General features: G+C 58.2%; 20 protein-coding genes. 6 read left to right on the top strand and 14 right to left on the bottom strand.

Annotated elements, in window-relative coordinates:
* Positions 1-408: 408 nt before the first annotated feature.
* Together dnaN and gyrB are read left to right on the top strand one after the other, a co-directional pair.
* On the top strand, positions 409-1,512 hold the full coding sequence (gene dnaN, locus OKW35_RS09065) for a DNA polymerase III subunit beta (protein WP_090802283.1): 1,104 nt from the start codon (positions 409-411) through the stop codon (positions 1,510-1,512).
* 114 nt (positions 1,513-1,626) lie between these two features.
* Positions 1,627-4,098 (top strand): DNA topoisomerase (ATP-hydrolyzing) subunit B, encoded by a 2,472-nt coding sequence (gyrB, locus tag OKW35_RS09060; RefSeq protein ID WP_429407884.1) that lies wholly within the window; start codon positions 1,627-1,629, stop codon positions 4,096-4,098.
* A gap of 805 nt (positions 4,099-4,903) precedes the next feature.
* Here gyrB and OKW35_RS09055 read toward each other — a convergent pair.
* The 3 genes from OKW35_RS09055 to OKW35_RS09045 all read right to left on the bottom strand — a co-directional run bounded on the left by OKW35_RS09055 (position 4,904) and on the right by OKW35_RS09045 (position 8,129).
* Positions 4,904-5,056 carry a hypothetical protein gene (locus tag OKW35_RS09055; RefSeq protein ID WP_184060956.1) on the bottom strand — a complete coding sequence of 51 codons (153 nt, stop codon included), beginning with the start codon at positions 5,054-5,056 and terminating at the stop codon, positions 4,904-4,906.
* A 171-nt stretch (positions 5,057-5,227) separates the two neighbouring features.
* Positions 5,228-6,751: a CoA-acylating methylmalonate-semialdehyde dehydrogenase gene (locus OKW35_RS09050; protein WP_429551732.1), complete on the bottom strand. Its 1,524-nt coding sequence runs from the start codon at positions 6,749-6,751 to the stop codon at positions 5,228-5,230.
* Positions 6,752-6,800: 49 nt separating this feature from the next.
* The gene (locus tag OKW35_RS09045) at positions 6,801-8,129 is read right to left on the bottom strand and encodes an aspartate aminotransferase family protein (RefSeq protein WP_184060954.1); all 1,329 of its coding nucleotides are present in this window, start codon (positions 8,127-8,129) and stop codon (positions 6,801-6,803) included.
* Positions 8,130-8,243: 114 nt separating this feature from the next.
* Here OKW35_RS09045 and OKW35_RS09040 point away from each other — a divergent pair, with 114 nt between their 5' ends.
* On the top strand, positions 8,244-9,656 hold the full coding sequence (locus OKW35_RS09040; protein WP_429551731.1) for a PLP-dependent aminotransferase family protein: 1,413 nt from the start codon (positions 8,244-8,246) through the stop codon (positions 9,654-9,656).
* Positions 9,657-9,704: 48 nt separating this feature from the next.
* Here the strand turns inward: OKW35_RS09040 and OKW35_RS09035 are convergent, their stop codons facing one another.
* The 10 genes from OKW35_RS09035 to OKW35_RS08990 all read right to left on the bottom strand — a co-directional run bounded on the left by OKW35_RS09035 (position 9,705) and on the right by OKW35_RS08990 (position 20,088).
* Complete coding sequence (locus OKW35_RS09035) at positions 9,705-10,412, bottom strand: GntR family transcriptional regulator (protein WP_429551730.1); 708 nt, start codon at positions 10,410-10,412, stop codon at positions 9,705-9,707.
* Positions 10,413-10,484: 72 nt separating this feature from the next.
* Positions 10,485-11,516: a proline racemase family protein gene (locus tag OKW35_RS09030; protein ID WP_429356385.1), complete on the bottom strand. Its 1,032-nt coding sequence runs from the start codon at positions 11,514-11,516 to the stop codon at positions 10,485-10,487.
* 12 nt (positions 11,517-11,528) lie between these two features.
* Positions 11,529-13,010 carry an aldehyde dehydrogenase family protein gene (locus OKW35_RS09025; protein ID WP_429551729.1) on the bottom strand — a complete coding sequence of 494 codons (1,482 nt, stop codon included), beginning with the start codon at positions 13,008-13,010 and terminating at the stop codon, positions 11,529-11,531.
* A gap of 13 nt (positions 13,011-13,023) precedes the next feature.
* Entirely contained in the window at positions 13,024-14,316 is a 1,293-nt protein-coding gene (locus tag OKW35_RS09020) for an NAD(P)/FAD-dependent oxidoreductase (protein WP_429551728.1), read from the bottom strand.
* On the bottom strand, positions 14,313-15,329 hold the full coding sequence (locus tag OKW35_RS09015; protein WP_184060948.1) for a 4-hydroxyproline epimerase: 1,017 nt from the start codon (positions 15,327-15,329) through the stop codon (positions 14,313-14,315). Before OKW35_RS09015 ends, OKW35_RS09020 begins: the two co-directional genes overlap by 4 nt.
* A gap of 56 nt (positions 15,330-15,385) precedes the next feature.
* A complete protein-coding gene (locus OKW35_RS09010) occupies positions 15,386-16,264 on the bottom strand; it encodes a dihydrodipicolinate synthase family protein (protein WP_184060947.1) in 879 nt (292 codons plus the stop codon).
* A 35-nt stretch (positions 16,265-16,299) separates the two neighbouring features.
* Positions 16,300-16,965 (bottom strand): amino acid ABC transporter permease, encoded by a 666-nt coding sequence (locus OKW35_RS09005; RefSeq protein ID WP_184060946.1) that lies wholly within the window; start codon positions 16,963-16,965, stop codon positions 16,300-16,302.
* Between the two features lie 10 nt (positions 16,966-16,975).
* Complete coding sequence (locus OKW35_RS09000) at positions 16,976-17,647, bottom strand: amino acid ABC transporter permease (protein WP_184060945.1); 672 nt, start codon at positions 17,645-17,647, stop codon at positions 16,976-16,978.
* Between the two features lie 10 nt (positions 17,648-17,657).
* A complete protein-coding gene (locus tag OKW35_RS08995) occupies positions 17,658-18,491 on the bottom strand; it encodes an amino acid ABC transporter ATP-binding protein (protein ID WP_184060944.1) in 834 nt (277 codons plus the stop codon).
* Positions 18,492-18,957: 466 nt separating this feature from the next.
* Positions 18,958-20,088: a porin gene (locus OKW35_RS08990; protein ID WP_260321173.1), complete on the bottom strand. Its 1,131-nt coding sequence runs from the start codon at positions 20,086-20,088 to the stop codon at positions 18,958-18,960.
* A 489-nt stretch (positions 20,089-20,577) separates the two neighbouring features.
* Here OKW35_RS08990 and betC point away from each other — a divergent pair, with 489 nt between their 5' ends.
* From betC to OKW35_RS08975, 3 genes are all read left to right on the top strand, one after another.
* Positions 20,578-22,128, top strand: coding sequence for a choline-sulfatase (gene betC / locus OKW35_RS08985; RefSeq protein WP_429356389.1), 1,551 nt, complete (start codon positions 20,578-20,580; stop codon positions 22,126-22,128).
* Positions 22,129-22,232: 104 nt separating this feature from the next.
* The gene (locus OKW35_RS08980; RefSeq protein ID WP_184060942.1) at positions 22,233-22,958 is read left to right on the top strand and encodes a GntR family transcriptional regulator; all 726 of its coding nucleotides are present in this window, start codon (positions 22,233-22,235) and stop codon (positions 22,956-22,958) included.
* Between the two features lie 197 nt (positions 22,959-23,155).
* On the top strand, positions 23,156-24,028 hold the full coding sequence (locus tag OKW35_RS08975; protein ID WP_260321172.1) for a substrate-binding periplasmic protein: 873 nt from the start codon (positions 23,156-23,158) through the stop codon (positions 24,026-24,028).
* Between the two features lie 272 nt (positions 24,029-24,300).
* Here the strand turns inward: OKW35_RS08975 and OKW35_RS08970 are convergent, their stop codons facing one another.
* Complete coding sequence (locus tag OKW35_RS08970) at positions 24,301-25,134, bottom strand: transporter substrate-binding domain-containing protein (RefSeq protein ID WP_184060941.1); 834 nt, start codon at positions 25,132-25,134, stop codon at positions 24,301-24,303.
* Positions 25,135-25,302: the final 168 nt, after the last annotated feature.

Here is a 25,302-nt window from a genome sequence, read left to right as displayed (position 1 = left end):
CAACCCCGCGGCGCTGTCGGGTCCGAACGGGAAATGACAAGGAACGCGACGGTAAGCGGGCAGAAGCGACGTAAAAAGCGCGGCAAACCCGTGACGAATTTGCGGCGCAACCGGCCAGAAGTGGCGGAACAACGAGCCTGCGAACCGGTAGCGCCGCGCAGCGGCGCGACAAGTCGGCGGCAGCCCGGACCACGCCCTACAAAATCGACCTGTTTATTCCCGAACTCGCCCCCATTTTAGTGAGGCGGTCCCGTTTTCAGGCACAATACAGGTTTAACCGCCCGGCGGCGACGGGCGGATTTCACGCCGTGTCGGGCGCTTTTCAGGGCGCCGGCGGGGAGCCGTGGCTGCGCGCTGAAAAGCTTGTCCCGTAAGGCGTGCAGGCCGTTATATCAACGAAGGAACCCTATGCAACTGGTCAAGACCGAACGCGACAACCTCCTCAGGCCGCTGCAAACCGTGAGCGGCATCGTCGAACGCCGCCATACGTTGCCGATCCTCGCCAATTTGCTGATCACCAAGAACGGTCCTGACGTATCGTTCCTGTCGACCGACCTGGAGTTGCAGATCACCACGCGCGCCGATTTCGGCGTGGGCGGCGATTCGGTCGCGACCACGGTGGCGGCGCGCAAGCTCCTCGACATTCTGCGCGCGATGCCTGACGGCCAGGTCACGCTGACGCTGAACGACAAGCGTCTGACCGTGCAATCCGGCAAGAGCCGCTTTGCGCTGCAGACGCTCGCCGCGGACGAATTCCCGACCGTCGCTCAGGCCAAAGACTACGGCGCGAGCCTGGTGGTTCCTCAAAAGACGTTCCGCCAGCTGCTCGGCATGGTCCATTTCTCGATGGCCCAGCAGGACATCCGCTACTACCTGAACGGCATGCTGCTGGTGGTGGACGGCGATCAGCTGATGGCGGTCGCGACCGACGGTCACCGTCTCGCGTTCTCGTCGATGAAGATCGAGGGCTCCTTCGCGCGCCACGAAGTGATCATTCCGCGCAAGACGATTCTCGAACTGCAGCGCCTGCTCGAAGACATCGACGACACGCTGAAGATTGACATCGCGCAGACGCAGGTCAAGTTCACGTTCGGTCAGGTTGAACTCGTGTCGAAGCTCGTGGAAGGCAAGTTCCCCGACTTCCAGCGCGTGATTCCGAAGTCGCACAAGAATAAATTCCAGATTGGCCGCGAAGAACTGCAGCGTTCGCTGCAACGCGCGGCGATTCTGACGTCGGATAAGTTCAAGGGCGTGCGCTGCATCGTCGAGCCGGGCCAGTTGAAGATCATGTCGACCAACGCCGATCAGGAAGAGGCGCAGGAAGAACTGGAAATCGCATACGACGGCGACAGCGTCGATATCGGGTTCAACGTCACGTATCTGCTCGACGTGCTCGCGAATTTGAAGGTCGACATGCTGCAGGTGAGCCTGGGTGATGCCAGCTCCAGCGCGTTGATCACGATTCCCGAGAACGACGAATTCAAGTACGTGGTGATGCCGATGCGCATCTGACGCGTCCAACATCAAGAAGAACACCAAGGGGCGCAGCGCCCCTTTGGCGTTTTTATGGCGTTTTGAAAAGTCCAGAGCAGCAACCTTGCAGTAACGCAGAACCGGAAAAAATCCATGACTGAAACGAACAATACGCAGCCCGATAACAGCTACGGCGCCTCGTCCATCCAGATCCTCGAAGGTCTGGAAGCCGTGCGCAAGCGGCCTGGGATGTACATCGGGGATACATCGGATGGCACCGGTTTGCACCACCTCGTGTTCGAAGTGCTCGACAACTCCATCGACGAAGCGCTCGCCGGCCATTGCAACGACATCCAGGTGATCATCCACGCGGACAACTCCGTGTCGATCACCGACAACGGCCGCGGCGTGCCGACCGGCCTCAAGATGGACGACAAGCACGATCCGAAGCGCAGCGCCGCCGAAATCGTGATGACCGAGCTGCACGCCGGCGGCAAGTTCGACCAGAACAGCTACAAGGTGTCGGGCGGCCTGCACGGCGTGGGCGTGTCGTGCGTGAACGCGCTGTCGGCGTGGTTGCGCCTCACCGTGCGCCGCGACGGCAAGAAGCACTTCATGGAATTCCACCGTGGTGTGCCGCAGAACCGCGTGCTCGAAGAGATCGACGGCGTGACCACGTCGCCGATACAGGTGATCGGCGACACCGAAAACCGCGGCACCGAAGTGCATTTCATGGCCGATGAAAAGATTTTCGGCAATGTTGAATACCACTACGACATTCTCGCGAAGCGGATTCGTGAGCTTTCGTTCCTCAATAACGGCGTGCGGATTCGATTGGTGGATCAGCGCTCGGGTAAGGAAGAGGATTTCGCGTTCGTCGGCGGCGTGAAGGGTTTTGTCGAGTACATCAACAAGAACAAGTCCGTGCTGCACCCGAACATCTTCCACATCATCGGCGAGAAGGATGGTGTGGGCGTCGAAGTGGCGATGCAGTGGAACGACAGCTACAACGAAAACGTGCTGTGCTTCACGAACAACATTCCGCAGCGCGATGGCGGCACGCACCTTACCGGTCTGCGTGCGGCGATGACGCGCGTGCTGAACAAGTACATCGCCGATCACGAAGTCGCGAAGAAGGCGAAGGTCGAAACGTCGGGCGATGACATGCGTGAAGGGCTGTCGTGCGTGCTGTCGGTGAAGGTGCCTGAGCCGAAGTTCAGCTCGCAGACGAAGGACAAGCTCGTGTCGTCGGAAGTGCGCGCGCAGGTGGAAGAAGTGGTCGCAAAGGCGCTCGAGGAATTCCTGCTCGAGACGCCGGGCGACGCGAAGATCATCTGCGGCAAGATCGTCGATGCGGCGCGTGCCCGCGATGCGGCGCGCAAGGCGCGTGAGATGACGCGCCGTAAGGGCGTGCTCGATGGCGTCGGTTTGCCCGGCAAGCTCGCCGATTGCCAGGAGAAGGATCCGGCGAAGTCGGAGATTTATATCGTCGAGGGTGACTCGGCGGGAGGGTCGGCGAAGCAGGGGCGTGATCGGAAGTTTCAGGCTATCTTGCCGCTGCGCGGCAAGGTGCTGAACGTCGAGAAGGCGCGCTACGACAAGCTGCTTTCTTCCGAGCAGATCGTTACGCTGATTACCGCGCTTGGCTGCGGGATCGGCAAGGAAGATTACAACCTCGACAAGCTGCGCTATCACCGCATCATCATCATGACCGATGCTGACGTCGACGGCGCGCACATCCGGACGCTGTTGTTGACGTTCTTCTATCGGCAGATGCCGGAGATGATCGAGCGCGGGTATATCTATATCGCGCAGCCGCCGCTTTACAAGATCAAGGCGGGGAAGGATGAGCGGTATCTGAAGGATGAGTCGGAAGTCAACGCTCATATTCTTCGGCTCGCGTTGCAGGGGTCGGAGTTGGTGGCTTCTGAAGGTGCGACTCCGATTACCGGGGATGCGTTGGGTGAGTTGGCTCGGGCTTATCTGTTGGCGCAGGCAGTGGTTGATCGGTTGAGCCGGCTGTATGACGCGGGTGCGCTCGAGGCCGTGATGGATGGCGTCGTTATCGACCTCTCCAGCGAGCAGGCGGCCGAAGCTTCGGCTCGCGCGCTTGAGGCGAAGCTGCGGGATGATGCGCTGAAGCCGGAAGTGCGCGTTACGACGATGTATGACCCGGTGCGGGAGCTGCGCTCGCTGCGCGTCGCGCGGACGCATCATGGGAATCAGAAGATTTCTGTGATCGATGAAGAGTTTCAGTTGACTGCGGATTATCAGCAGCTTGTGACCACCGCTAATACGTTCAAGGGGTTGATCGGCTCTGGCGCTGTGATCAAGCGTGGGGAGCGGAGTATGGCTGTCACCGACTTTAAGAGTGCGATGAAGTGGCTGCTGGCTGATGCTGAGAGGAATATGTCCAAGCAGCGCTATAAAGGCCTCGGGGAGATGAATCCGGAGCAGCTTTGGGAGACGACTATGGATCCTGCGGTGCGGCGTCTTCTTCGGGTGCAGATTGAGGATGCTATTGCTGCTGATGGCATCTTTACTACGCTCATGGGGGATGATGTGGAGCCGCGCAGGGCTTTTATTGAGTCGAATGCGTTGAGGGCGGGGAATATCGACGTTTGAGGGTGTTGTAGCAGGAGTCATAACCTGAGATTTTGGGAAGCATCCATTGAGACATTTATCGATAGACGCGCTCCGATAGCTCACATGACGGCACCTTACTAACGTCACAGCCGCACGAATGACGGCCACAGTGTTGAGGTGGCCGTAGTTTTTTCGGTCTCGGCAACAATCAGGGGGGCTTTTCAGCCGGACTTCTGCTGCGTCCGCTGGTCCGCGGTTTTTGTCTGTGCTCCCGCCCAATGTACTGAAAACGATTTCGCCTGCGACAGCATCGCCCAGCTCACGCACAGCGGCTTCGTTGGTCGCGCCAGAGCATCGTAGTTGGGGTGACCCGGTTTGCTTCTCTAGCGAATGCGCCTCTTTTAGATAGACGCACTGCGCTGACCGCCTCAGAACGACTCCTAGCGGCGATGGCCGTTGATGCGCTCCTATCTGACGCCGGCAAAAACCTGGAATCTGGCGAAGTCGGTGACGGTGGAGTGCGTGGGCGCTGGCCGGCATCCCGTGTGCCCGGCAAAAAAGAAAGTGTCCCTCGACCTCGTCATGGAAGCCTCCCTGACGGAGAGTGCCGAAACGGTCAAAGCCTTGTCAGCTATGGCTAGGGACGCATTTATTCGGTAGCGCATGTAACCATCGAGCGGCTCGTCTTTTTACCCCCCGTTTTCTTTGAAATTTTTGGGCGCAGGGCGGCTGAGGGACACTTTTAGGGAGGGGGCTCCGAAGCGTCACGCGAGGCGTGAAAGCCCTCCGTACGAATCGCGGATGGGTCTACAGGCACCATCAGAGCCCGCTCGAACTCACTGGGTCAAACCTGTCCCGCAATCAACCATTCCACCGTTCCGGCCGGATAATCTTCCGGCCACCCCCTTGCCAGCAAATCCACCGCATCTTGCATCTGCAGCGCCGTCTCGTCGCGGTTCGCCCCCAAGAGCCACTTGAGAGGACCGCGACGAAACATCCAAGCCTCCATGTTTTCAATCCTCCATGCGACTTCTGGCGCCCGCGTTGAAACGCGGGGGCGCGCTTGCCGCCACTACAACCTTGTTGTGGTATGACCCAAGCGACTGAGCCTGGCTCGGCTCGGCCAGTGGACGCCATCCGCAACCGCCGACCGCGCCAAGTCATGAGCTTACTTCGCAACGGGCATTGTGAACTCGGCTCCCTTGGCAATGCTATCCGGCCAACGCTGCATGACGCTCTTGTAGCGCGTATAGAAGCGTACGCCTTCTTCGCCGTAAGCATGATGGTCGCCAAAAAGGGAACGCTTCCAGCCGCCGAACGAATGCCATGCCATCGGAACCGGGATGGGCACGTTCACGCCGACCATGCCGACCTGAATCTGTCGCGCGAACGCCCGGGCCACGCCGCCGTCCGACGTGTAAAGCGAGACACCGTTCGCGAACTCATGCGCGTTAATTAGCTTCACTGCGCTCGCGACATCGGGCACTCGAATCACCGCAAGAACAGGCCCAAATATCTCTTCCTTGTAGATTTTCATGTCCGTCCGAACGTCGTCGAAGAGGGTACCGCCGATGAAATACCCTGGCCTCGAATAGACCGGGTGAGTTCGCCCGTCAACGATGAGCCTGGCACCTTCGGCTTCGCCGGAAGCGATGTAGCCGGCCACTTTCGCCTTGTGTTCGGCCGTCACGAGCGGCCCCATTTCAGCGTCGAGTTTCTCGCCATTCTTGATAACAAGCGATTTGACGCGCGGAATTAACTTCTCGATGAGGGCGTCCCCGGTGTCACCCACGGCGACCGCCACCGAGATAGCCATACAGCGCTCGCCGGCGGAGCCGTAGGCGGCACCAATCAGCGCATCCACCGCCTGGTCCAGGTCTGCGTCCGGCATCACCACGAGGTGATTCTTCGCGCCGCCCAACGCCTGCACGCGCTTGCCGCGACGCGACGCTTCCGTATGGATGTACTCCGCAATCGGCGTCGAGCCGACGAACGACAGGGCGGCGACGTCCGGATGGTCGATGAGCGCGTCGACTGCCACCTTGTCGCCATTGACCACGTTGAAGACGCCATCCGGCAAGCCAGCTTCCTTGAGCAGTTCGGCGAGGCGCACCGAAGCGGACGGGTCGCGCTCGGACGGCTTCAACAAGAACGTGTTGCCGCAGGCCAGCGCAACCGGGAACATCCACATCGGCACCATCACGGGGAAATTGAACGGCGTAATGCCCGCCACCACGCCCAACGGCTGACGCAGGTTCCAGTTATCGATGCCGCCGCCAATCTGGTCGGTGAAGTCCGTCTTCAGGAGATTGGGAATGCCGCAAGCGAATTCGACAACTTCGATGCCACGTACCACTTCGCCCTGCGCATCGGTGAAGACCTTGCCGTGCTCACGCGTGATGAGCATCGCCAGCTCGTCGTGGTGCTTGTTCAGCAGTTCCTTGAACTTGAACAGGATGCGCGCACGCTTGAGCGGAGCAGTCTCGCTCCAGCTCGGGAAAGCTGCCGCGGCTGCCTGCACCGCCTGGTCGACTTCTTCGACGGAGGCAAGGGCCACTCCGTCAGTCACCTCTCCGGTTGCGGGGTTGAAAATATCCTTGAAGCGGTCGCTCGACGGCACAACGATTTGACCGTTGATGAAGTGGCTAACCTGCTTGATAGAGAGGTTCGCTGTTTCATTTGCTACATTCATTTCGGAACTCCAGATGCTTGTCTGGCCGATGGCGGCCTGGTGGTTAAAATCAGGCAGCGTTGCGCAGTACGTCTTGCACCGTTGAGAAAATCTGGTCAATCTTCTGCTCGTCGATAATCAGTGGCGGCGAGAAGGCAAGAATGTCACCGGTGTAACGCACGAGTACGCCAGCCTCGAAGCATTTCAGGAATACGTCGTATCCGCGTGCACCCGGTGCACCCGGACGCGATTCGAGCTCGATACCGGCGACCAGACCGAGGTTCCGGATGTCCTTCACGTACGGTGAGCCATGCAGCTCGTGTACAGCATCTTCGAAAACGCCGGACAACTCTTTTGCACGCTCGAAGAGTCGGTCCCGCTTGTAGATATCGAGCGTTGCAATAGCAGCTGCTGCCGCGGCGGGATGCGCAGTGTAGGTGTAGCCATGAAAAAACTCGATAGCATTCTCCGCTCCTGCATTGACCACCGTGTCATGGACCGCGCGGCTGGCCGCAACGGCGCCCATTGGAATGGCCGCGTTATTGATTGCCTTCGCCATCGTGAGGACGTCCGGAACTACGCCGAAATATTCGCTCGCCGTCGGCGCGCCCAAGCGCCCGAATCCGGTAATCACCTCGTCGAAAATCAGCAGGATGCCGTGCCTGGTGCACAGCTCGCGGAGTCGCTCAAGGTAGCCCTTCGGAGGAACGATTACGCCAGTCGACCCTGCAAGCGGTTCGACGATAACGGCGGCGATGGTCGAGGCGTCGTGGAGCGCGACGAGCCGCTCAAGCTCATCTGCCAGATGTCCACCCCAGGTCGGTTGGCCACGCGTGAACGCTGCCTCCGCGATGTTCAGCGTATGCGGAAGGTGGTCCACATGTGGCATCAGGTTACCGGAGAACGTCTTGCGGTTTGCCAGGATGCCACCGACTGAAATGCCGCCGAACCCAACACCGTGATAACCACGCTCCCGGCCGATGAAGCGGGTACGTTGCCCTTCACCGCGCGCACGATGATAGGCGAGTGCTATCTTCAACGCTGTGTCGACCGACTCCGAACCCGAGTTTGTAAAGAAGATACGGTCGAGGCCCACCGGCATCAATTCGGCGACCGCGGTCGCTGCTTCGAATGCGAGCGGGTGGCCCATCTGAAACGTCGGCGCATAGTCCATCGTTGCGAGTTGCTCAGCGACAGCCTCCGTGATTTCCGAGCGGCCATGGCCCGCGTTCACGCACCAAAGACCTGCCGTCGCGTCGAGCACGGGACGGTCGTCCACGGTCGTGTAGTACATGCCCTTCGCAGATTTGAACAGTCGGGGTGCTGCCTTGAATTGCCGGTTCGCCGTGAAGGGCATCCAGAAGTTCGAGAGGTCCGGCCCGGTTTGCGTTGTGCTCATGAGATGACTCCGTGAATATGGAGTCAACTCTATCGACTTCGCACGCTACAATCACTGGACAGCCGAAAACAAACGGTCAGACTGTACTAACTACTTCTCCCGGACTGTATTGAAATGTTCGAACTGAACCTGTCCCGCGTCAGGAAGAACGAAGGTACGCTGGTCGACCAGATTGTCTCGTCAATCGAGCAGGAACTGAGACAGGGTACGTACCCCGCCGGCACCATGCTGCCTTCTGTACGAACGCTTGCGAAAGCTCATAACCTGAGCACGTACACAGTCTCTGAAGCATACCAACGGCTTGTTTCGCTAGGGCTTGTGAACGCCCGTGCCGGAGCAGGTTACCGTGTCGCAACTCCAGCAGCCAAAGCGCCTGCTGCGCCTGTCTGGAGCGCTCCAAGTTTAAACGCCGCGTGGCTACTGTCCGACGTTTTTGCGGACCAGTCTGTGCCCATCAAGGCGGGATGCGGGTGGATTCCAAACGACTGGATAAACGAGAGTGGCGTTCAACACGCGTTGCGCGTAGTAAGCCGCGTGCCAGGACCCCGCATCGGAGGCTACGGCCATCCGTACGGACTCGCGACACTGCGCGAGCATATCGCTAATTCGTTGCGTAGATATTCGCTGTCCGTAGGTACCACTGACGTTCTGTTGACGCAAGGCGTCACTCAGGCGCTGGACCTCGTCGTTCGGACTCTTCTTCGGCCCGGTGACACGGTGATTGTTGAAGACCCGTGCTATTGCAATCTGCTGCAGATTCTCAAGGTGGCATTCGTCAACGTGGTGAGTGTTCCGCGTACACCTGACGGCATCGATAGCGCGCAACTTGAAGAGGTGGTGAAGCGACATCGCCCGAAGGGCCTGTTCATCAATACCGTGTTGCAGAATCCTTCGGGAACATCGCTTAGCGCTTCGTCAGCGTTCCGCCTGCTTCAGATTGCCGACCGCGAAGGTCTGTGGATTGTTGAAGACGATATCTCCAGAGAGCTCGCTCCGCCTGGCGCGCCATGCCTCGCGGCGATGGAAGGTCTGCAACGGGTCATCTACGTATCAGGCTTTTCAAAAACCATCACACCCGCAATGCGAGTCGGATATATCGCCGCCAGCCGAGACCTCGTTTCGCGGTTCGCCCTGACAAAGATGGCGGTCGGCCTTACCTCATCCGAAGTTACCGAGCGTGCTGTCGCGACCGTCCTTATAGAAGGGCACTACGACCGTCATACCGCTCACATCCGGGAACGGCTGTTCAATGCGCACGCGCGCGTGACTGAGTCCATGGCCAGAGCCGGCCTCGAAATATTCCACGCGCCCAATGCAGGGCTGTTTTTGTGGGCGAAGTTGCCTATTCGGCCGGAAGACAGCATCGCAGTTGCAAATGATGCGTTGAGCAAGGGCATCTGGCTTGCTCCTGGCTCATATTTCCGACCAGGGGAGCCCGCATCTGAGTGGTTCAGATTCAACGCAGCGGCGTCCGACGTTCCGGAACTGTGGACGTTTATGAAGGGGCTGACCAGCGGCGCCGCCTAGCTTTGCGAAAAAGGCAGACTTGGAGAGACCAAAGCTGCCTGCAACGGGTCACAGAACGGCCATCGATTCCGTCATGTTCTGTCGCATGTAATCAAGAAACCGTTTCTGGAACAGCATGGTGTGCTCGTGCGCGGCCTTTTCCGCCGCCTCGGCGTCTTTCCTCGCTATCGCCTCTATCAGTTCGTCGTGGTCGCGTCCGAGCTTCGCCGCTGTCGGCGAAGTGACCGTGAAGTCAAAATGCAGATGCAACAGTCGCTGGCCTTCACCCAATAGCCGCTCGTAATATCCGACGAAGTAAGGGTTGTTCGCCGCATGCGCGATGGCCATGTGCAGAGCCTTGTTCGTTTCGGACATCGCCTGGAAATCGCCACTTGCCACCGCCTGCATGTACACGTCATCTGCCTTACGGATGCGGGCGAGGTCGGTATCGGTTCGGTGCAGTGCTGCCAACCGCGTGACCGCTCGCTGGATGAGGTCAAGTGCCGAAATGTATTTGGGGAATTCTTCAATTTCGAACGGCGTGACAAGAGTCGTGCGGTTCGGAAGAATGGTCACCAGGCCTTCGCTAGTCAGTCGCGCAAGCGCATCGCGCACCGGCGAACGCGAAAGGCCAAACTGCTCCGCAAGCGATACCTCGTCCAGCGGGGCGCCTGGCTTGAGTTGCAGCGTCAGAATCTGCTTTCGCAACTCCTCGTAGATGTACCGTCCGCCATGCCGGCGCACGTTGGTCTCAGTCTCTGTCGTGCCTTTGCTCATCGTTTCACCGCCATCATCGTGGGCCCGGAAAGACGGGCGCGCATTCAAGTTTATCATCGCGCGCACTCCGCCTCAGGCCTTCAGGAAACCCGAGCCCCAGGTGTCGCTCAGCATGAAGCCGGCGGCGAGCGGGTCGTCAGGGTCGACCCCAATCTGCTGGATTCCGTAGACCCACGCCCGCCCTTGAACACGCGGGAGCACCGCCGGCCTGCCTCCTACCTCGGTTTTGCCGAGGAGCTCGATGGTAAATTCGCCTCCGATTGTCGAGCGCGATTTCAGCCGACTGCCAACGTCCGCCAGGCCTCGGGCGGCCAGCGTCGCCAGATTGGCCGAGCTTCCCGTTCCGCACGGTGACCTGTCGACCCGACCAGGAGGCAGTGTCGTGCACGTCTGATACAGTTCGTCGGTCACGCGATTGCGGAACATCACGTAGGCGACCTCGTTAATCTGTGGGTAGAGCGGATGCTGTATCCGGATCTGCCCGTTGATGACATCCTTCAGCGACACGCCAAGCTCGGCAAGCTCGCGGGCCTTCTCTGGCGCAATCTCCAGCCCAACCTGTTCGACGTCGATGAGCGCGTAATAGACGCCGCCGAACGCGATGTCCGCCTTGATTGTTCCGAAGTGCGACGTCTGGAAGCTAAAGTCCAGCTGTTCGACAAACGACGGCATCATGTCGAGTGAGACCTCGGTGCAACGCCCGTCCTTACAGCTCGCGCGGGCGGTAACCAATCCCGCTGGCGTGTCGAGCACCACAGTCGTTTCCGGCTCCTGCATCTCGACCATACCGAGTTCAAGCAACGCTGTGACCACGCAAATGGCATTGCTGCCCGACATCGGATGCGCCTTGTCCGCCTGCAGCACGATGAATCCGGCGTGTGCTTCAGGACGAGTCGGCGGCAGCAGGAGATTGACCGACATCTGCAGGCAGCCTCGCGGCTCAAGCACGACCAGTCTGCGCAGACTGTCGTCCACCTCGTTGATGTAGTTCATCTTGTCGAGCATGGTCTCACCGGGGATGCCGACGACTCCTGCCGTGATAACCTTGCCAATCTCGCCTTCGCAGTGCACGTCTACGAGTTGGAGTGTCTTTTTCCAGCGCATGATTGACCCACCTTACTTGATGTACCAGCCCCATGGCTTGTCACTGTCGTACCGCGTAATCTGTTTTGTTTCCAGATAGTTGTTAAGGCCCCATTCGCCAAGTTCGCGGCCGATACCGCTTTGCTTATAGCCACCCCATGGAGCTTCCGTAAAAGTCGGTTGCGAGCAGTTAATCCAGACAATGCCGGCGCGCAGCGCTCGCGCGACACGTTCGCAGCGCTCGTTATCGCGCGACATCACCGCCGCAGCAAGGCCGAAGCGCGAATCGTTTGCGGACCGCACCGCGTCCGCCTCAGTGTCGAACGGTCGAATGCATACGACCGGCCCGAAGATTTCCTCACGCCAGACCCAGCTTTCTTCCGGTACATCGGCAAAAACGACGGGCTCCATAAAGTAACCCTTATCGAGGTGTGCGGGTCGTTCTCCGCCAGTTACCAGTCGCGCGCCTTCTTCCTTGCCACGCGCGACGGCTTCGAGCACTTTCTCATACTGCCCCTCGCTAACGAGTGGTCCAAGCAGCACGCCGTCCTCAAGACCGTTCCCGATAGTGATTTTGCGCGTTTCCTCTTCCAGCCGCTCGAGCAGGCGCCCGTAAATTTCGCGCTGCACGAGAACGCGCGACGTCGCAGAGCAAACCTCTCCCTGGTTCCAGAAGATGCCGAACATAATCCATTCGACGGCCGCATCGATATCGCTATCTTCGAAGACAATGAACGGCGACTTGCCGCCCAGTTCGAGGCTCACATTCTTGATGTCGCGCGCAGCGGCCTGCATGATTCGGCTACCGGTCGGAACGCTACCGGTGAACGCCAGCTTGTCGATACCCGGATGCTCGCTCAGCGGGGCGCCTGCGTCCTTGCCAAGACCGGTGACCACGTTGAGCACGCCGGGAGGAAGTTCAGCACCGGCCGCAATGTCGGCGAGCTCAAGCGCAGTCAGAGGCGTGAGCTCCGACGGTTTCAGGACCATGGTACAGCCAGCTGCGAGAGCAGGCGCGACCTTCCATGCGGCCATCAACATCGGAAAGTTCCAGGGGATGATGGCCCCCGCGACACCGACCGGTTCCTTGCGCGCAACCGAGCTGAAGCGGTCATCGGAAAGCGCAACAGGCTTTTCGGCATCGGCATCCAGCCTCTCGGCGAGACTCGCATAGAATTCGAAGCAACCGGCTGCATCGCCCAGGTCCCATAGGGCCTCCGGAAGCGGTTTGCCATTGTCACGAACTTCGATTTCCGCAAGCTCCTGCAAACGGTCACGAATGCCCTTCCCGATTCTGCGAAGGACAGCGGCGCGCTCGGCGCCGCTCATACGGGGCCATGGGCCTTCGTCGAATGCTTTGCGGGCAACGTTGACTGCAAGGTCGACGTCTTCCGAGGTTGCGGCAGCGACCTTTGCAATCACCTTCTCATTGCTCGGGTCAACCGTATCGAAAGTCCCACCCTGCAGGGGCGAAACCCATTGGCCGTTGATATAGAGATGCTCGTACGATTTCATCGAATTCGTCCCGTCAGGAGAAGCGGTAGGCGCTGAATGGTGTGAGGTTCTGTTTCGTCGGGTGCCCGGCAACCATGTCTGCAATCAGACGTCCAGTTGTTGCGCCTAATGTGAGACCGAGCTGGCCGTGGCCGAATGCCATAAACACGTTCTGCAGACGACGTGAACGGTCGATGATGGGTTTAGTGTCTGGCAGGAAGGGACGATAGCCAACGCCATACTCGACATCGTCCGTCTGGAGTTCCGGTAACACCCGCTTTGCTTTTTCAAGGATGATGTCGGCGCGCCTGAAGTTCGGTTTCGCGTCGCGTCCAGCGAATTCAATCGTGCCGCCAATCTGAAGGCCACGCGTCATCGGGCTGAAGCAGAAGCCTCCGTCCGCATAGATTGTGGAATGACGGATTTCGACGCCCGGATTCGTAAGTACGGCCTGGTAGCCTGCAATACCCTCGAGCGGGATGCTGACACCTAGTGCGTCGAAAAACCGTCGCGAACCGATGCCAGAGGCCACAACAACCGCACTGGCCTGCACGCGTTGGCCGTTTGCTAGCGTGACACCCGTTGCTCGCCCATTCGACTCGTCGATGCGGGTGACCTCCGCGCGAATGCGCCGACCACCGTGAGCAACGAAACTTTCCGTGAGCGCGGCAACGAAGCCCTCTGTGTCGCTGACCGCTCGCCAGTCAGGAAAGAGCAAACCGTGAGCGAAGCGTCCTGCCAATGCGGGCTCAAGGTCACCGATTTCTTTTGCGTTCAGCCGCTGCGATTTGAAGCCGAGGGATGTGCGCAGGTCGAGGTGTGGTTGCTCGTGGGTGATGCCCGCTGGATTGTCGAAGACTTCAAGAATCGGACGCTCGCCCATCAGGGTCTTGTCCTCACAGGCATCAAGCAACGGTGCATAGTCGGCATACACGTCGTGCGTGAGCGTCGCCATTGACTGCGCAATGTCGACAATCTTCGAATGGCGCGCGCACATGAGAAAACGGAAAAACCACGGCACGATGCCCGGCAGTGCACTTGGGCGCAATGCAAGAGGACCTTTCTGGTCCATCAACCAGCCAGGTACCTTCATCAAAATGCCGGGTTTCGACAACGGGATGATTTCGCTCACCGCCATCTGGCCACAACTCCATTTCGCCGTACTGTTGCCTGGCGCTTCGGGGTCAACCAGCGTAACGGCGTAGCCACTGCGCTGAAGATAGAGTGCGCAGCAGACTCCGATGATGCCGCCACCGACGACAGCGGCGGATTCCTGCACTACAGGAGCCTGGCTGGCCGTGAAAGAATCACGAGGAACGGCGTTCACTTGGAGAACTCCTGCAGGTCAAAGCCATGCGCGTAGGGTTGCGAGTCATCGACGTAGTGCTCCGAACGCCCAGTCATCCAGGCGCGTCCCTCAACACTCGGCAGCACGGCATCGATACCACTTTTTAACTTCAGCGTAGATTCAACACGGCCGATAAAATGGCTACCGATGAGGCTTTGATGGGTGAAAGTCTCTCCTTGCTGCAGCAGCCCCATTGCATGGCGCTGAGCCACGCGCGCCGACGTGCCCGTTCCACAAGGCGAACGGTCAATCAGGCTGTCACCTGCGATGACGACGGCGCGAGCATCGGCGTCCTTCGAAATCGGAGCACCCGTCCACATACAGTGCTTGACGCCGCGAATGTTCGGGTTGTCGGGGTGAACAACATCGACCGTGTGGTTGACCAAGACCTGCATCTGGCGGCCGCAATCAAGCAGTTCCTCGGGGGAGAAATGCTCGCAGCCAGGGAAGTTCGGCTGCACCTCGACTATCGGATAGAAGTTGCCACCGTAGGCAATATCGATGGTCAGTTTGCCGAACCGCGGATGGACCACTTCCACATCGCGATACAGCAGGAAGCTCGGTACATTTGTAAAGCGGACGGAGGTCAAACGCCTGCCTTCCGTCTCATAGTGAGCAGTAAGCTGCCCGGCAGGCACATCGACAACGACCTTGCCGGGCGACTTCGGATGAACAAGACCTGCTTCAAGTGCGAACGAAATGGATCCGATTGACGCATGCCCACACATGGGGAGGCAACCAGACGTCTCTATGAAGAGCAGGCTCATATCCGACCCAGCAGACAATGCCGGATAGAGGATGGTGCCCGACATGTGAGAGTGCCCGCGGGGCTCGAGCATAAGAGAACGACGAATCCAGTCGTACGTCGCGACGAACTCTTCACGGCGCTCGTTCATCGACTTCCCCGTAAGCTGAGGCGCGCCGTCAATCACCATGCGGACTGGCATGCCCTCTGCGTGCCCTTCGATGCACCTGAAACTATGTCTCGTCATTCCGATGTCTCGTGAAAGAAATGCGCCTACGGAATGTGTCCGTCGGCGCGCGTACGTCAGACCTGGGCGGCCTCAAAAACAGCGCGGAACGCTGTCTTTTCTTCGTCCGTGAGCGGCTTGAGCGGCATACGTGCAGGACCGACCTTGAAGCCGGCGAGTTCGCAACCGTACTTCACCTTCTGCACAAACTTGCCTGCTTCCATGGTCGCCATAACCGGAAACAGAGAACGCATCACGTCCTGCGCGCCGCGGATATCGCCAGCGGTGAACTTGTTGTAGAAATCAACCACCGGCTTCACGAAGCAGTTTGCCGGACCGCAAATCCAGCTGCTCGCGCCCCAGAGGAAGAAGTCGAGCGCCTGGTCGTCCGAGCCGCACGACAGTTGGTAATTGTCCTTGTACTTCTCGCCGATTTCGATGGCGCGCAACAGGTTGCCGCTACTTTCCTTGATGCCGATGACGCGCGGGTTGTCCTTGAACGCGTCCAGCACGCCGAAGCCCACTTCGACATTCGTGCGAACAGGGTAGTTGTACAGGACGATGTCGACGTCCGGAACTGCTTTCAGGATGGCTTCGTAGTGGCCGATAAGCTCTTCCTGCGACGGCAGCGCGTAGTACGGCGGAGCAATGAGAACGTTCTTGTAGCCCGCGTCGCGGACCAGTTGGACCTGTTCGATGACTTCGCGCGTGCACGAGCCGTTTGCGCCGCCGATGAGCATGCCGCGATCACCCACGACTTCAAGGACCGTCTTCAGGATGGCGCGTCGCTCGTCGTGCGTAAGCGCGTAGTATTCGCCCGTCGAGCCCAGCGGAACGAATCCACTGACGCCAGCCTTGAGCTGGAACTCGAGGATGGACGCAAGCGTGTCGTGGTCGACCGCACCGGACACATTGAACGGGGTGACGAGTGCGGGCAGGATACCTTTCATCTGCATTTGAGTTACTCCGACAATCAAAAATACTGTTTGGGTTAATAGGCAAAACGTCTGAGGAAGCGCGATTCAACCAGCCCGACCAGACGTGTCAGCGGGAACGCGACAAGGAAGTAAATAATTGCAACTGCGGTCAGGAACTCCACCGGCCGAGCCGTGCTGTTGGAAATGCTCTCTCCAACAAACATCAGGTCTGCGACACCCACCGACGAGATGAGCGCGCTCTCCTTGAACAGGCTGACAATGTTCGAAAGGAGCGGCGGAACCGCCCTGAGCAGTGCCTGTGGAAAAATCACATAGAGAACCTTCGCTTGCGGCGTGAGGCTGAGGGCGGTGCATGCGTCATGCTGTTCGGCCGAAATTGATTTCAGGGCTCCACGGAAGGTCTCGCTCGTAACCGCCGCCATGTACATGGTCAGTGAGATGACGACTGACAGGTACGGAGGAATCGGTATCCGGAAAATAACCGGGAAGCAAAAGAAGACCCAGAAAAGCTGAATCAGCAGTGGCGTGCCGCGGAAGAACTGGACATAAAAAGTGGTTAGCCCTTTAACCCATGGTGTCGGCGACATCCGCAGCAGGCTCAACATGAATCCTGCGAGGCTCCCTATCACTGCACAGCTGCTTGTAAAAGCCAGCGTAACGCCCAGCCCCTTAAGCAGGACGTGCCAATAGGGAAAGACGGCAAAAAAGTTGAGGCTCATGTTCAGTTCCTTATCGCTGCATAGCCGCGTCCTGCCGGCGCTCGACAAGATGCACTAGCTTCGAGATGGGCAAGGTTAGTGCAAAGTAAATCAGCGCCACGACGGAGTAAGTCTCGAGAGGACGATAAGCTTCAGTCGCGAGACTCTTGGCGACGTACATCAGGTCAGCAACAGCAACGATGGCAACCAGAGCACTTTGCTGAAGACTGCCGATGCCGTTGGTCATCAGAACAGGCATCGCATTTCGCAGGGCTTGTGGCAGCACGACGTAGAACGTACGCTGCCAGGGACGCAGTCCCAACGCAACGCACGCGTCGAGATGCTCCTTGGGAACTGCCTGGACACCGGCTCGATACGCTTCCGCGTTGAAGGCAGTGAGATTCAGGCCGAGCGCAAGCACGCCCATAACGATGGGGTCGATGAACACATCTGCGAGCATCGGAATGCAGTAGAAGAACCACACAATCTGCAGCAGTGCGGGTGTGCAGCGGAAAAACTCGATGAAGAGCTGAGCCGGCCATCGAACGACTGCCCAGCGGCTCATCGCCAAGAGACAAAGAAGGAAGCCCAGAACAAGGCCCATGGCGTTGGAGGCAATAGCCAGCTCCAACGTCACCCTGAGGCCAGAAAGCAATGCCCCAACACTGCCTTCAAGAAAACTAAAGTCAAAGTGGTAGTTCATGGCTTTAACCTCAGTCGAGATGCAGAACTTTCTCGAGGAACTCGCGAGTGCGAGCCTCTTTCGGACACTTGAACATTTCGGCAGGTGCGCCCTGTTCCACGATTTTTCCGCTTGCGCAGAACACCACACGAGTGCCGATATCACGCGCAAAATGCATATCGTGCGTGACGATAATCATGGCCATCGTCTGTTCAGCCAACTGCAGCATTACGTTCTGCACTTCAACGACCATTTCCGGGTCGAGTGCCGACGTGACTTCGTCGAACAGCATCAGCTTTGGCTCGAGCATCAATGCGCGGGCGATTGCAACGCGCTGCTTCTGACCGCCGGAGAGCTGGCTCGGATATGCATGCAGCTTGCTTTCCAGCCCCAGCCGGGCGAGATATATCCGCGCACGCTCGGTGGCCTCTGCTTTCGACAGGCCGCCAGCCTTGACGGGGGCGAGAATGAGGTTGCCGAGCACCGACAGATGAGGAAAGAGCGTGTAGTGCTGAAACACCATGCCGATTTGCTTCTGGAGCTTGGCGTCAATGCGTTTTGCACGTCCTGCATCAGCGCCTCGAATGTAGGGCTGGCCCCGGAAGCCAATCTCGCCACTTTGAATTCCCTCGAGGCCCATCATGACGCGCAGCAGGGAGCTTTTTCCGCTTCCGCTAGGGCCGATGATGACAAGGCGGTCGTCAGCACGCATGTCGAGGTCCATCTTGTCCATGACGACAAGGTTCTCGCCGTAAGACTTGTACACCTGGCGAAACTGGACGAAGTCTCCGGTTGTGGAGACGGGAACGTCATGGACGGCGGATTGTCCGTTGGGTTGAATGGCCATGGTTTGGGGTGACAACATTGAAGTCTCTCCAGCGAAGCGCGTGCGATGCGCCTGAATAAGTAAGCGAGCCAAAACTGACGGTCTTCAAGCAACTCCGGCCGAGGCGCTCATGTCCGGCGGCTGGTACCCGGCAGGGAGGGTTTCGGGCGGACCGCCCTTCACCATACATCTCGCCGCGTGCTACATTGCATTCTTCGGTGTATGCAGCGTTGCACACAGTTTAGGCGGCTGAAATTTGCACTGTCAACCTCTATTCGAGGTTTTCAGGGAAACCGCTCAGGGGGTTAACCCGCAGCACAGAATTGCCAGTGATTTCTTGCTGCTGAGAGGCCCATATCGACAGCAATTCAGGCGAAAGTGAAAGGTTGAAAAACACGTCAGCTGCGGCCGCTCCATGCTCACTGCATCGCTGCGATGCCTGAGAGACGGTGCGTGCTAAGGTGCGCAAAGAGGCCTCCGCTGATGCGAAAGCTTTTAATTTGATTTAGAACTTATGACGGATACCCAGCCGCACTACGGTCTGGCGGGCGCTTCCCGGTGCCTCCGTCGCGGTGGGCCCGATTGCGTAGATGCTCGCAAAGGTCGCATCCCCGGCTGCCTTCTGGTAAATGGCCATTGCGAATACGTCCGTGCGCTTTGAAAGGATGTAATCCAGCATCACGTTAAATTCGTGCCATTTCGGATGCAGGTCCCCGGTTGCGGAAGCTTGATTGCCGCTCGTGAAATAGTAGCCCCCGGACAAAAGGACGCTCGGTGTGAACGTGTAGGTTGCGTTTACTTCGTAATTGTCGAGTCGCAGGTAGCTGGAAACGATGGGGCCTGACTTGATGCCATCAAGCACCGTCCGGGCCCATGACGCTGCCAGCTTCACGGGGCCAATCGTGTACGTTCCACCCGCACCGTAGATGCGCTGACGGGCTGCGACGAACGGAGCGTCTGCATTGGATGAAACAGCGCCATCGGCGTTTGTGCCTGGATTATCCAGTTGCTCGAATGCCGCGCCGAGATAGATAGGCCCGTTCGCATAGGAACCCCCAACGCTATACGCACGGTTTTGCTTGAACCCTCCGGCCTGATTACTCATCCCGTACATCGTTCCGAACGTGAAACCACCTAGGTTCGGACTCGTGTACTTGACGGAATTGTTGACGCGGAAGTCGTTGCCGATGTTGTCACTGTCGAACGGATGGCACATGTATCCGCCGCCGTAGGTGCCGCACGAAGTCAGCGGATAAAGGTAGTCAACAACCGGGTCGTACTGACGACCGAGGGTAACCTTACCCCAAGACTGCCCCGACATCCCCACCCAGGCGAGGCGCCCGAATATCCGGCCACCTTGGCCGAGATTGCCGTTCGCCACGCTAAAACCATTCTCGAGCTGAAAGATAACCTTGTTCCCAGCCCCGATATCCTCTGCCCCCTTCAGGCCGAATCGACTTGCCTGCGGAGGGCCATCGGACAACATAAACGCGTGCGCACCGTTGCCGGTTTTGAGATTGCTCACGTAGTTGAATCCCGCGTCGATAATTCCGTACAAGGTGGCGCCGCTCTGAGCGTTGGCGACATTTGCGAGCATCATTGCAATAGCAGCGCCAAACAGCCGTGAAGCTTTCATATCGGACTCCTCAATATATTGTTTAAATCAGCTTGCGTTACGAAGACCCAACCTGCAGGAGACCTGCCGCACCATGCACGGAGTCGACATCTGTTGCCGCCTCCGACAGCAGCACCACCCTGAGGAACCGCCGGCCTCGCTTCCACGAACCGCCCGGCTAACAGCGCTGTCAGATATTCAAACGCTGCAGTGTATACATCAAAGTGTGCAACTTGCGCCGATTATGTCGCCCAATTTTCGACAAGGTCAAGCGAACAAAAACCGGATAGGTACCGCTCGAACCGAAGTGTCGCGATATATCGGGTTAACGCGGAGGTGAAAAACCGGTGGCGACCCAAAAAACAGTTTACTTGTCGAATTTTAGTCGACAAAATGATTGCAGGAAATCCGGAAGGCCCAAACGGGATGCAACGGATAGCACAGGGATGGCTCAACCCTCGAAAAACCGATGCTGGGTGTGCCGTGAGACGAGGTGACAAGGAACGTTCGATGAAGAAGCCCAACATTGTGTTCATCATGGCCGACCAGTTGACGGCTTACGCGCTCCCTGCGTATGGCAACAAAGTCTGCAAAACGCCGCATCTGGACAAGCTAGCGTCTGAGGGCACCGTTTTCGAGCACGCATACTGTCCGTACCCGCTCTGCGCGCCATCGCGCTTTGCTTTAATGAGTGGGCGCCTGCCTTCCCGGATTGGCGCTTACGACAACGCGGCCGAGTTTCCCGCGTCCGTTCCCACATTCGCTCACTACCTTAGGGACGCTGGCTATTACACGTGTCTGTCCGGCAAGATGCATTTCGTCGGCCCCGACCAGCACCATGGGTTCGAGGACCGTCTGACCACCGAAATTTACCCCGCGGATTTCAGCTGGACGCCGCTGACTTATGACGAGGTCGGCGACCCGGAGCACCCGGAAACGCATGTCAAGACCCAGGGCGTGTCAAGCGTTGAAACGGTCGCCGACGCGAATGCCGTCGCGCGGTCACTCCAAATCGACTACGACGATGAAGTCGCCAGGCGTGCGGTTCAGCAAATCTACGACTGGCGTCGATATGGTGACGGTCGCCCTCTATTCATGACAGTTTCGTTCACGCAGCCTCACGACCCGTACGTCTCGACTCCCGAGTTCTGGAATCTCTACAAGGACGAGGAAATCGACGAGCCTCGCGTCGCCGAAATTGAACTCGACAAGATGGACCCCCATAGCCGCGGCCTGTACTTTCACTACGGTCTCGACAAGTACAACGTGACTGACGAAGTCTATCGGCGCGCGCGGCATGGCTACTACGCTATGATTTCCTATATCGACCAGCGCGTGGGAGAACTACGGGCGGCCCTCGAAGCCACCGGGATGGCAAAAGACACGATTCTGATGTTCACGTCGGACCACGGCGACATGGTTGGCGAGCGCGGTCTATGGTTCAAGAAAAACCTGTTCGAACCCGCGCTATCCATACCGCTCTTCTTCTACGACCCGCGCGCAAAGGGTCCCGGACGCGTAAAGGCCCCCGTATCACTCGTCGATGTGCTCCCCACTCTGGTTGACATTGCTAATGGAGACGAGAAAGCCATCGTGACGGCCTACGAAGGCAGCAGCCTTCTGTCTTTGATGAAGAAAGATGAGCCCGACCGGGTGGTTCTTGCTGAGCACCTTGACGGCGGGACGAAAGCTCCACGCGTCATGGTGCGAAAGGGAAAGTACAAGCTGGTCTATTCCAGGGCGTATCCTTCCCAGCTTTATAATCTTGATGCAGACCCGGGTGAGGTCAATAACCTCGCCGACGACCCGGAGGCTCGCCCCATCCTCGAAGAACTCAAGACGATTCTGGCGGAAACGTGGAACCTTGAAGACCTTCGGGAAGAAGTCGCGGCCAATCAGCGAACTAGGCAGTTCCTGATGCGCTCGCTGCAGACTGGTCGGGTTATCGACTGGGAAACTTATCCGAACGCGGTTCGCGACCACACGAAGTTTGTTCGTCGCGGAGAGTATTTCCCCGAGGTAGAACAGCGGTCGTACCTGAGATTGCCCGACAGCGATTGAACACGGCCCGGCGACCCAGATAGTCGGGAAGTCCTGGAAGGCTCTCCGCAATCTTCCCGAACAAACCAGATTGACTGCGGTATCCAATCAAAACGAAGCATGCTATGAACACTCTCCTAACTGACGACGAGCGCCGAGGAAAGGTAACCAGCACCAAAACGGTGTATCAGACGCTTCGCACCGAGATTCTGAACCTTGCGCAACGACCAGGAAGGCTTCTTGACGAGGCAACGCTGGCCGACCGGTTTCAGATGTCCCGTTCCCCGATACGCGAAGCGTTGATTCGGCTGGTCGGCGACGGTCTCGCAGTCGTGCTTCCCAACCGAAGCACGATTGTGTCGCCAATCGAACTGGAGGCGTTCCCGAAGTACGTCGAGGCGCTCGGTATCGCTCATCGCCTGAACTGCAGACTCGCCGCGACAAATCGTACGGACGAGGATCTGGTCATGATTGCGGCTGCTAACAAGGAATTGCTCGAGACAATCGCAACAGGTGACTATCTCAGCGTTTCTGCGGCCCACAAGAACTGCAATATGGCGACAGCGCGTGCAGGCCGGAATCCCTACCTGGCTGCGTTCTATGAGCGCCTGCTCGACGAACGCCGTCGGATGTTCAATCTGCACATCGAGCACCTGGGACAGACACACGATGCGAATCAGTTGTATCAACAGCACGAGATGATGTTGAAAGCCATCCGCGCCTGCGAACCCGACCTGGCAGACAACCTGGCGCTGGAACAGACAAGGCACTTTCGGGAGAGCTTTTTCGAATTCATGCGAAGCGACCAGGTCTCTGAGGTTGACCTGAGCAAAACCGTCGAGGGGTCATGAGGTGCCTGTTCTGGGTCGGCTGGTTGACGTATTGAACGCGACATCCGGCGGTTGTCGCCTTTAACAAGCGGGTTACGTCAACTGGAGGTACGGGCTTCAGACAGTTTTGTTAGGACGACATTTTAATTTGTCGGATTTCCAGTCAAATATTGCCAGGTGAAGAAGCTCAATGCACTGATGTGCACCATTCGAACGGATTGATTGACCACACCATCACTTTCTTTTTTGGGGTCGACATGTTAGGTAACTCTCGCTTGACTCTTGGTGCCGCAGCATGTGCGGCATTTCTCTCCGCTGCCCTCGCAAGCATGCCGGCCAAGGCCGATGATGCAAACACGTGGCAAGCCGTCAAAAAGGCGGGCGTACTTCGCTGTGGCGCCGCTGTCGCACCTCCCTATGTTATGCGCGACCCCAGTACCGGGACGCACAGCGGATTCTTCAGCAGCCTGTGCCGTGACTTCGGTGAGAAGATTCTGAAGGTCAAAGTGGAGTTCGTTGACACTACGTGGGACAACATCGTCGCCGGCTTGCAGTCGGAAAAGTGGGACCTCTCCATGGCGCTCAACGACACGCCTGCCCGACGGGAAGCCATCGATTTTTCCGCTCCGGCCATCGACTACAGCCTGTCGTTCGCGTACAACAAGAAGAATCCCAAGTTCGCGGGAGGTATCCACTCCCTTGCCGACATCGACAAGAAGGACATCAGAATTGCCGTCATGTCTGGCACCGCCGCGGACAAAGCCATTACTGCTGCCCTGAAGCAGGCAGAGATTGTTCGCTTGCCGGGGGACGATGAGGTACGGCTTTCCCTTCTTTCCCGCCGAGCAGATTTGGTTGCAGACCCGAGCATCACGAACATGCTTCTTACGCAGGCGCACCCGGACTGGGCAGCAGCGTTCAGCCCAACGCCCCCACTCGCGCACCAGAACGTTGCGTTTGGTCTTCGCAAGGGTACTCCGCCTGCGGACGTTGCAGTTCTCAACGACTTCATTGCGTCTCAGGTGAAGTCTGGGTCGGTCGACAAGCTTGTGAAGGCTTCGGTTCAACAAATGCTCGACGCCGCAAAGTAACAACTTCCGTATTCAAGCCGCCAACGACCTCTAAAAAACCCCGTTGGCGGTCTGATTGGAGACTGATTGAACAGCGCCCCGACGAGAGCGCATAACTCGAGGCCACTCTGAAGCCGCAGGTAGCCGAACAGTCATTGAAATGGGCTGGGCTGCAGCGCCATGCAAATGGAACAGGGAGAGAGGACTTGCGCAACTTGTACGCATCGCAAATGGAACGGCGCCGCGATGCCGGCAGGGCCATCGCAGCGCTCGGTGTATTACTTCTCTATGTGTTACTTGTTCGAGGTGAGCATGGCCTGGACCGATGTCTTGATGAGGCGATTGACGGCGCCCGATTTGACCTGCTCATTGACGTACTTGTTCAGGACGGCGATGTCAGCCGCAGGCGTCTCTTTCCGAACGCCGAATGCGACTTCCTGCTGAGCAAGAGGCGGGGTCGGCTGGACGGTGGCCGCCCATTCGGGATGCGCCTCGGTCAACAGCATGTTAGTGATGTTGGCGTCAGCAAGAAGGTCAGCGCGTTTCGACATGAGAGCAAGACGCGTCTCATCGTTGCCTGGCAAGCGCATGATTTGAGCCTGTTTGATAACTGCCGAAATAGCCTTGTCTTGCGCAGTTCCTGACATGACCGCGATAGTCACGCCCTGCTTGTCAATTTCCGCAACAGTGTGAGCACCCTTCGGAATTTTCGGGTTGTTCTTGTTATAGACGAACGAAACGTTGTAATCCGTTGCCGGCACCGAGAAGGAAATCGCCTTTTCGCGGTCCGGTGTGTCGTTCAGCGCCATCGAAAGGTCCCACTTTTCCGACTGCAGACCTGCAACGATGTTGTCCCACGTGGTGTCGACGAACTCGACCTTCACCTTCAGGACGTTCTGTCCGAAGTTTCGGCAAAGCTCGGAGAAGAAGCCGCTGTATTCCCCGGTCTTCGGGTCGCGCATCACATACGGAGGCGCGACCGCCGCGCCGCATCGCAGGACACCTGCCTTTTTCACGCTCTGCCATGCGGAGGAGTCGTCAGCGCGAGCCGGCACACTGGCAATGACGCAACCAGCGGCAACCAGACACAACAAAGCTTGACGGGTAAAACGAGACAGCCGAACCATGATGACCTCTCAAACAAGGGGAATCCCGGCGACGAACATGCGTACGTCACACAATTATGTGTGCTTAGATGTGTGCACCTGTGTATGCATAATAGGAAGTCAAAATTCGACTTGTCAACTAGGCGATTGCCCTGGCCTTCCGGGCGAAGGCCGACGCAAAAGCCGGGC

It is taken from the genome of Paraburkholderia sp. MM5477-R1 (assembly GCF_050436385.1).
Taxonomy (GTDB): domain Bacteria; phylum Pseudomonadota; class Gammaproteobacteria; order Burkholderiales; family Burkholderiaceae; genus Paraburkholderia; species Paraburkholderia tuberum.
This window is presented reverse-complemented; position numbering and strand designations above follow the sequence as displayed.

Bases quoted from the DNA above. Each gene is read 5' to 3' on its own strand.
- OKW35_RS09055 (WP_184060956.1), bottom strand. From the start codon at position 5,056: ATGTTTCGTCGCGGTCCTCTCAAGTGGCTCTTGGGGGCGAACCGCGAC.
- OKW35_RS09005 (WP_184060946.1), bottom strand. From the start codon at position 16,965: ATGAGCCTCAACTTTTTTGCCGTCTTTCCCTATTGGCACGTCCTGCTT.
- betC (WP_429356389.1), top strand. From the start codon at position 20,578: ATGAAGAAGCCCAACATTGTGTTCATCATGGCCGACCAGTTGACGGCT.
- OKW35_RS08995 (WP_184060944.1), bottom strand. From the start codon at position 18,491: ATGTTGTCACCCCAAACCATGGCCATTCAACCCAACGGACAATCCGCC.
- OKW35_RS09015 (WP_184060948.1), bottom strand. From the start codon at position 15,329: ATGACGAGACATAGTTTCAGGTGCATCGAAGGGCACGCAGAGGGCATG.
- dnaN (WP_090802283.1), top strand. From the start codon at position 409: ATGCAACTGGTCAAGACCGAACGCGACAACCTCCTCAGGCCGCTGCAA.
- OKW35_RS09035 (WP_429551730.1), bottom strand. From the start codon at position 10,412: ATGAGCAAAGGCACGACAGAGACTGAGACCAACGTGCGCCGGCATGGC.
- OKW35_RS09050 (WP_429551732.1), bottom strand. From the start codon at position 6,751: ATGAATGTAGCAAATGAAACAGCGAACCTCTCTATCAAGCAGGTTAGC.
- OKW35_RS09030 (WP_429356385.1), bottom strand. From the start codon at position 11,516: ATGCGCTGGAAAAAGACACTCCAACTCGTAGACGTGCACTGCGAAGGC.
- OKW35_RS09000 (WP_184060945.1), bottom strand. From the start codon at position 17,647: ATGAACTACCACTTTGACTTTAGTTTTCTTGAAGGCAGTGTTGGGGCA.
- OKW35_RS08970 (WP_184060941.1), bottom strand. From the start codon at position 25,134: ATGGTTCGGCTGTCTCGTTTTACCCGTCAAGCTTTGTTGTGTCTGGTT.
- gyrB (WP_429407884.1), top strand. From the start codon at position 1,627: ATGACTGAAACGAACAATACGCAGCCCGATAACAGCTACGGCGCCTCG.
- OKW35_RS08990 (WP_260321173.1), bottom strand. From the start codon at position 20,088: ATGAAAGCTTCACGGCTGTTTGGCGCTGCTATTGCAATGATGCTCGCA.
- OKW35_RS08980 (WP_184060942.1), top strand. From the start codon at position 22,233: ATGAACACTCTCCTAACTGACGACGAGCGCCGAGGAAAGGTAACCAGC.
- OKW35_RS09040 (WP_429551731.1), top strand. From the start codon at position 8,244: ATGTTCGAACTGAACCTGTCCCGCGTCAGGAAGAACGAAGGTACGCTG.
- OKW35_RS09025 (WP_429551729.1), bottom strand. From the start codon at position 13,010: ATGAAATCGTACGAGCATCTCTATATCAACGGCCAATGGGTTTCGCCC.
- OKW35_RS09010 (WP_184060947.1), bottom strand. From the start codon at position 16,264: ATGCAGATGAAAGGTATCCTGCCCGCACTCGTCACCCCGTTCAATGTG.
- OKW35_RS09045 (WP_184060954.1), bottom strand. From the start codon at position 8,129: ATGAGCACAACGCAAACCGGGCCGGACCTCTCGAACTTCTGGATGCCC.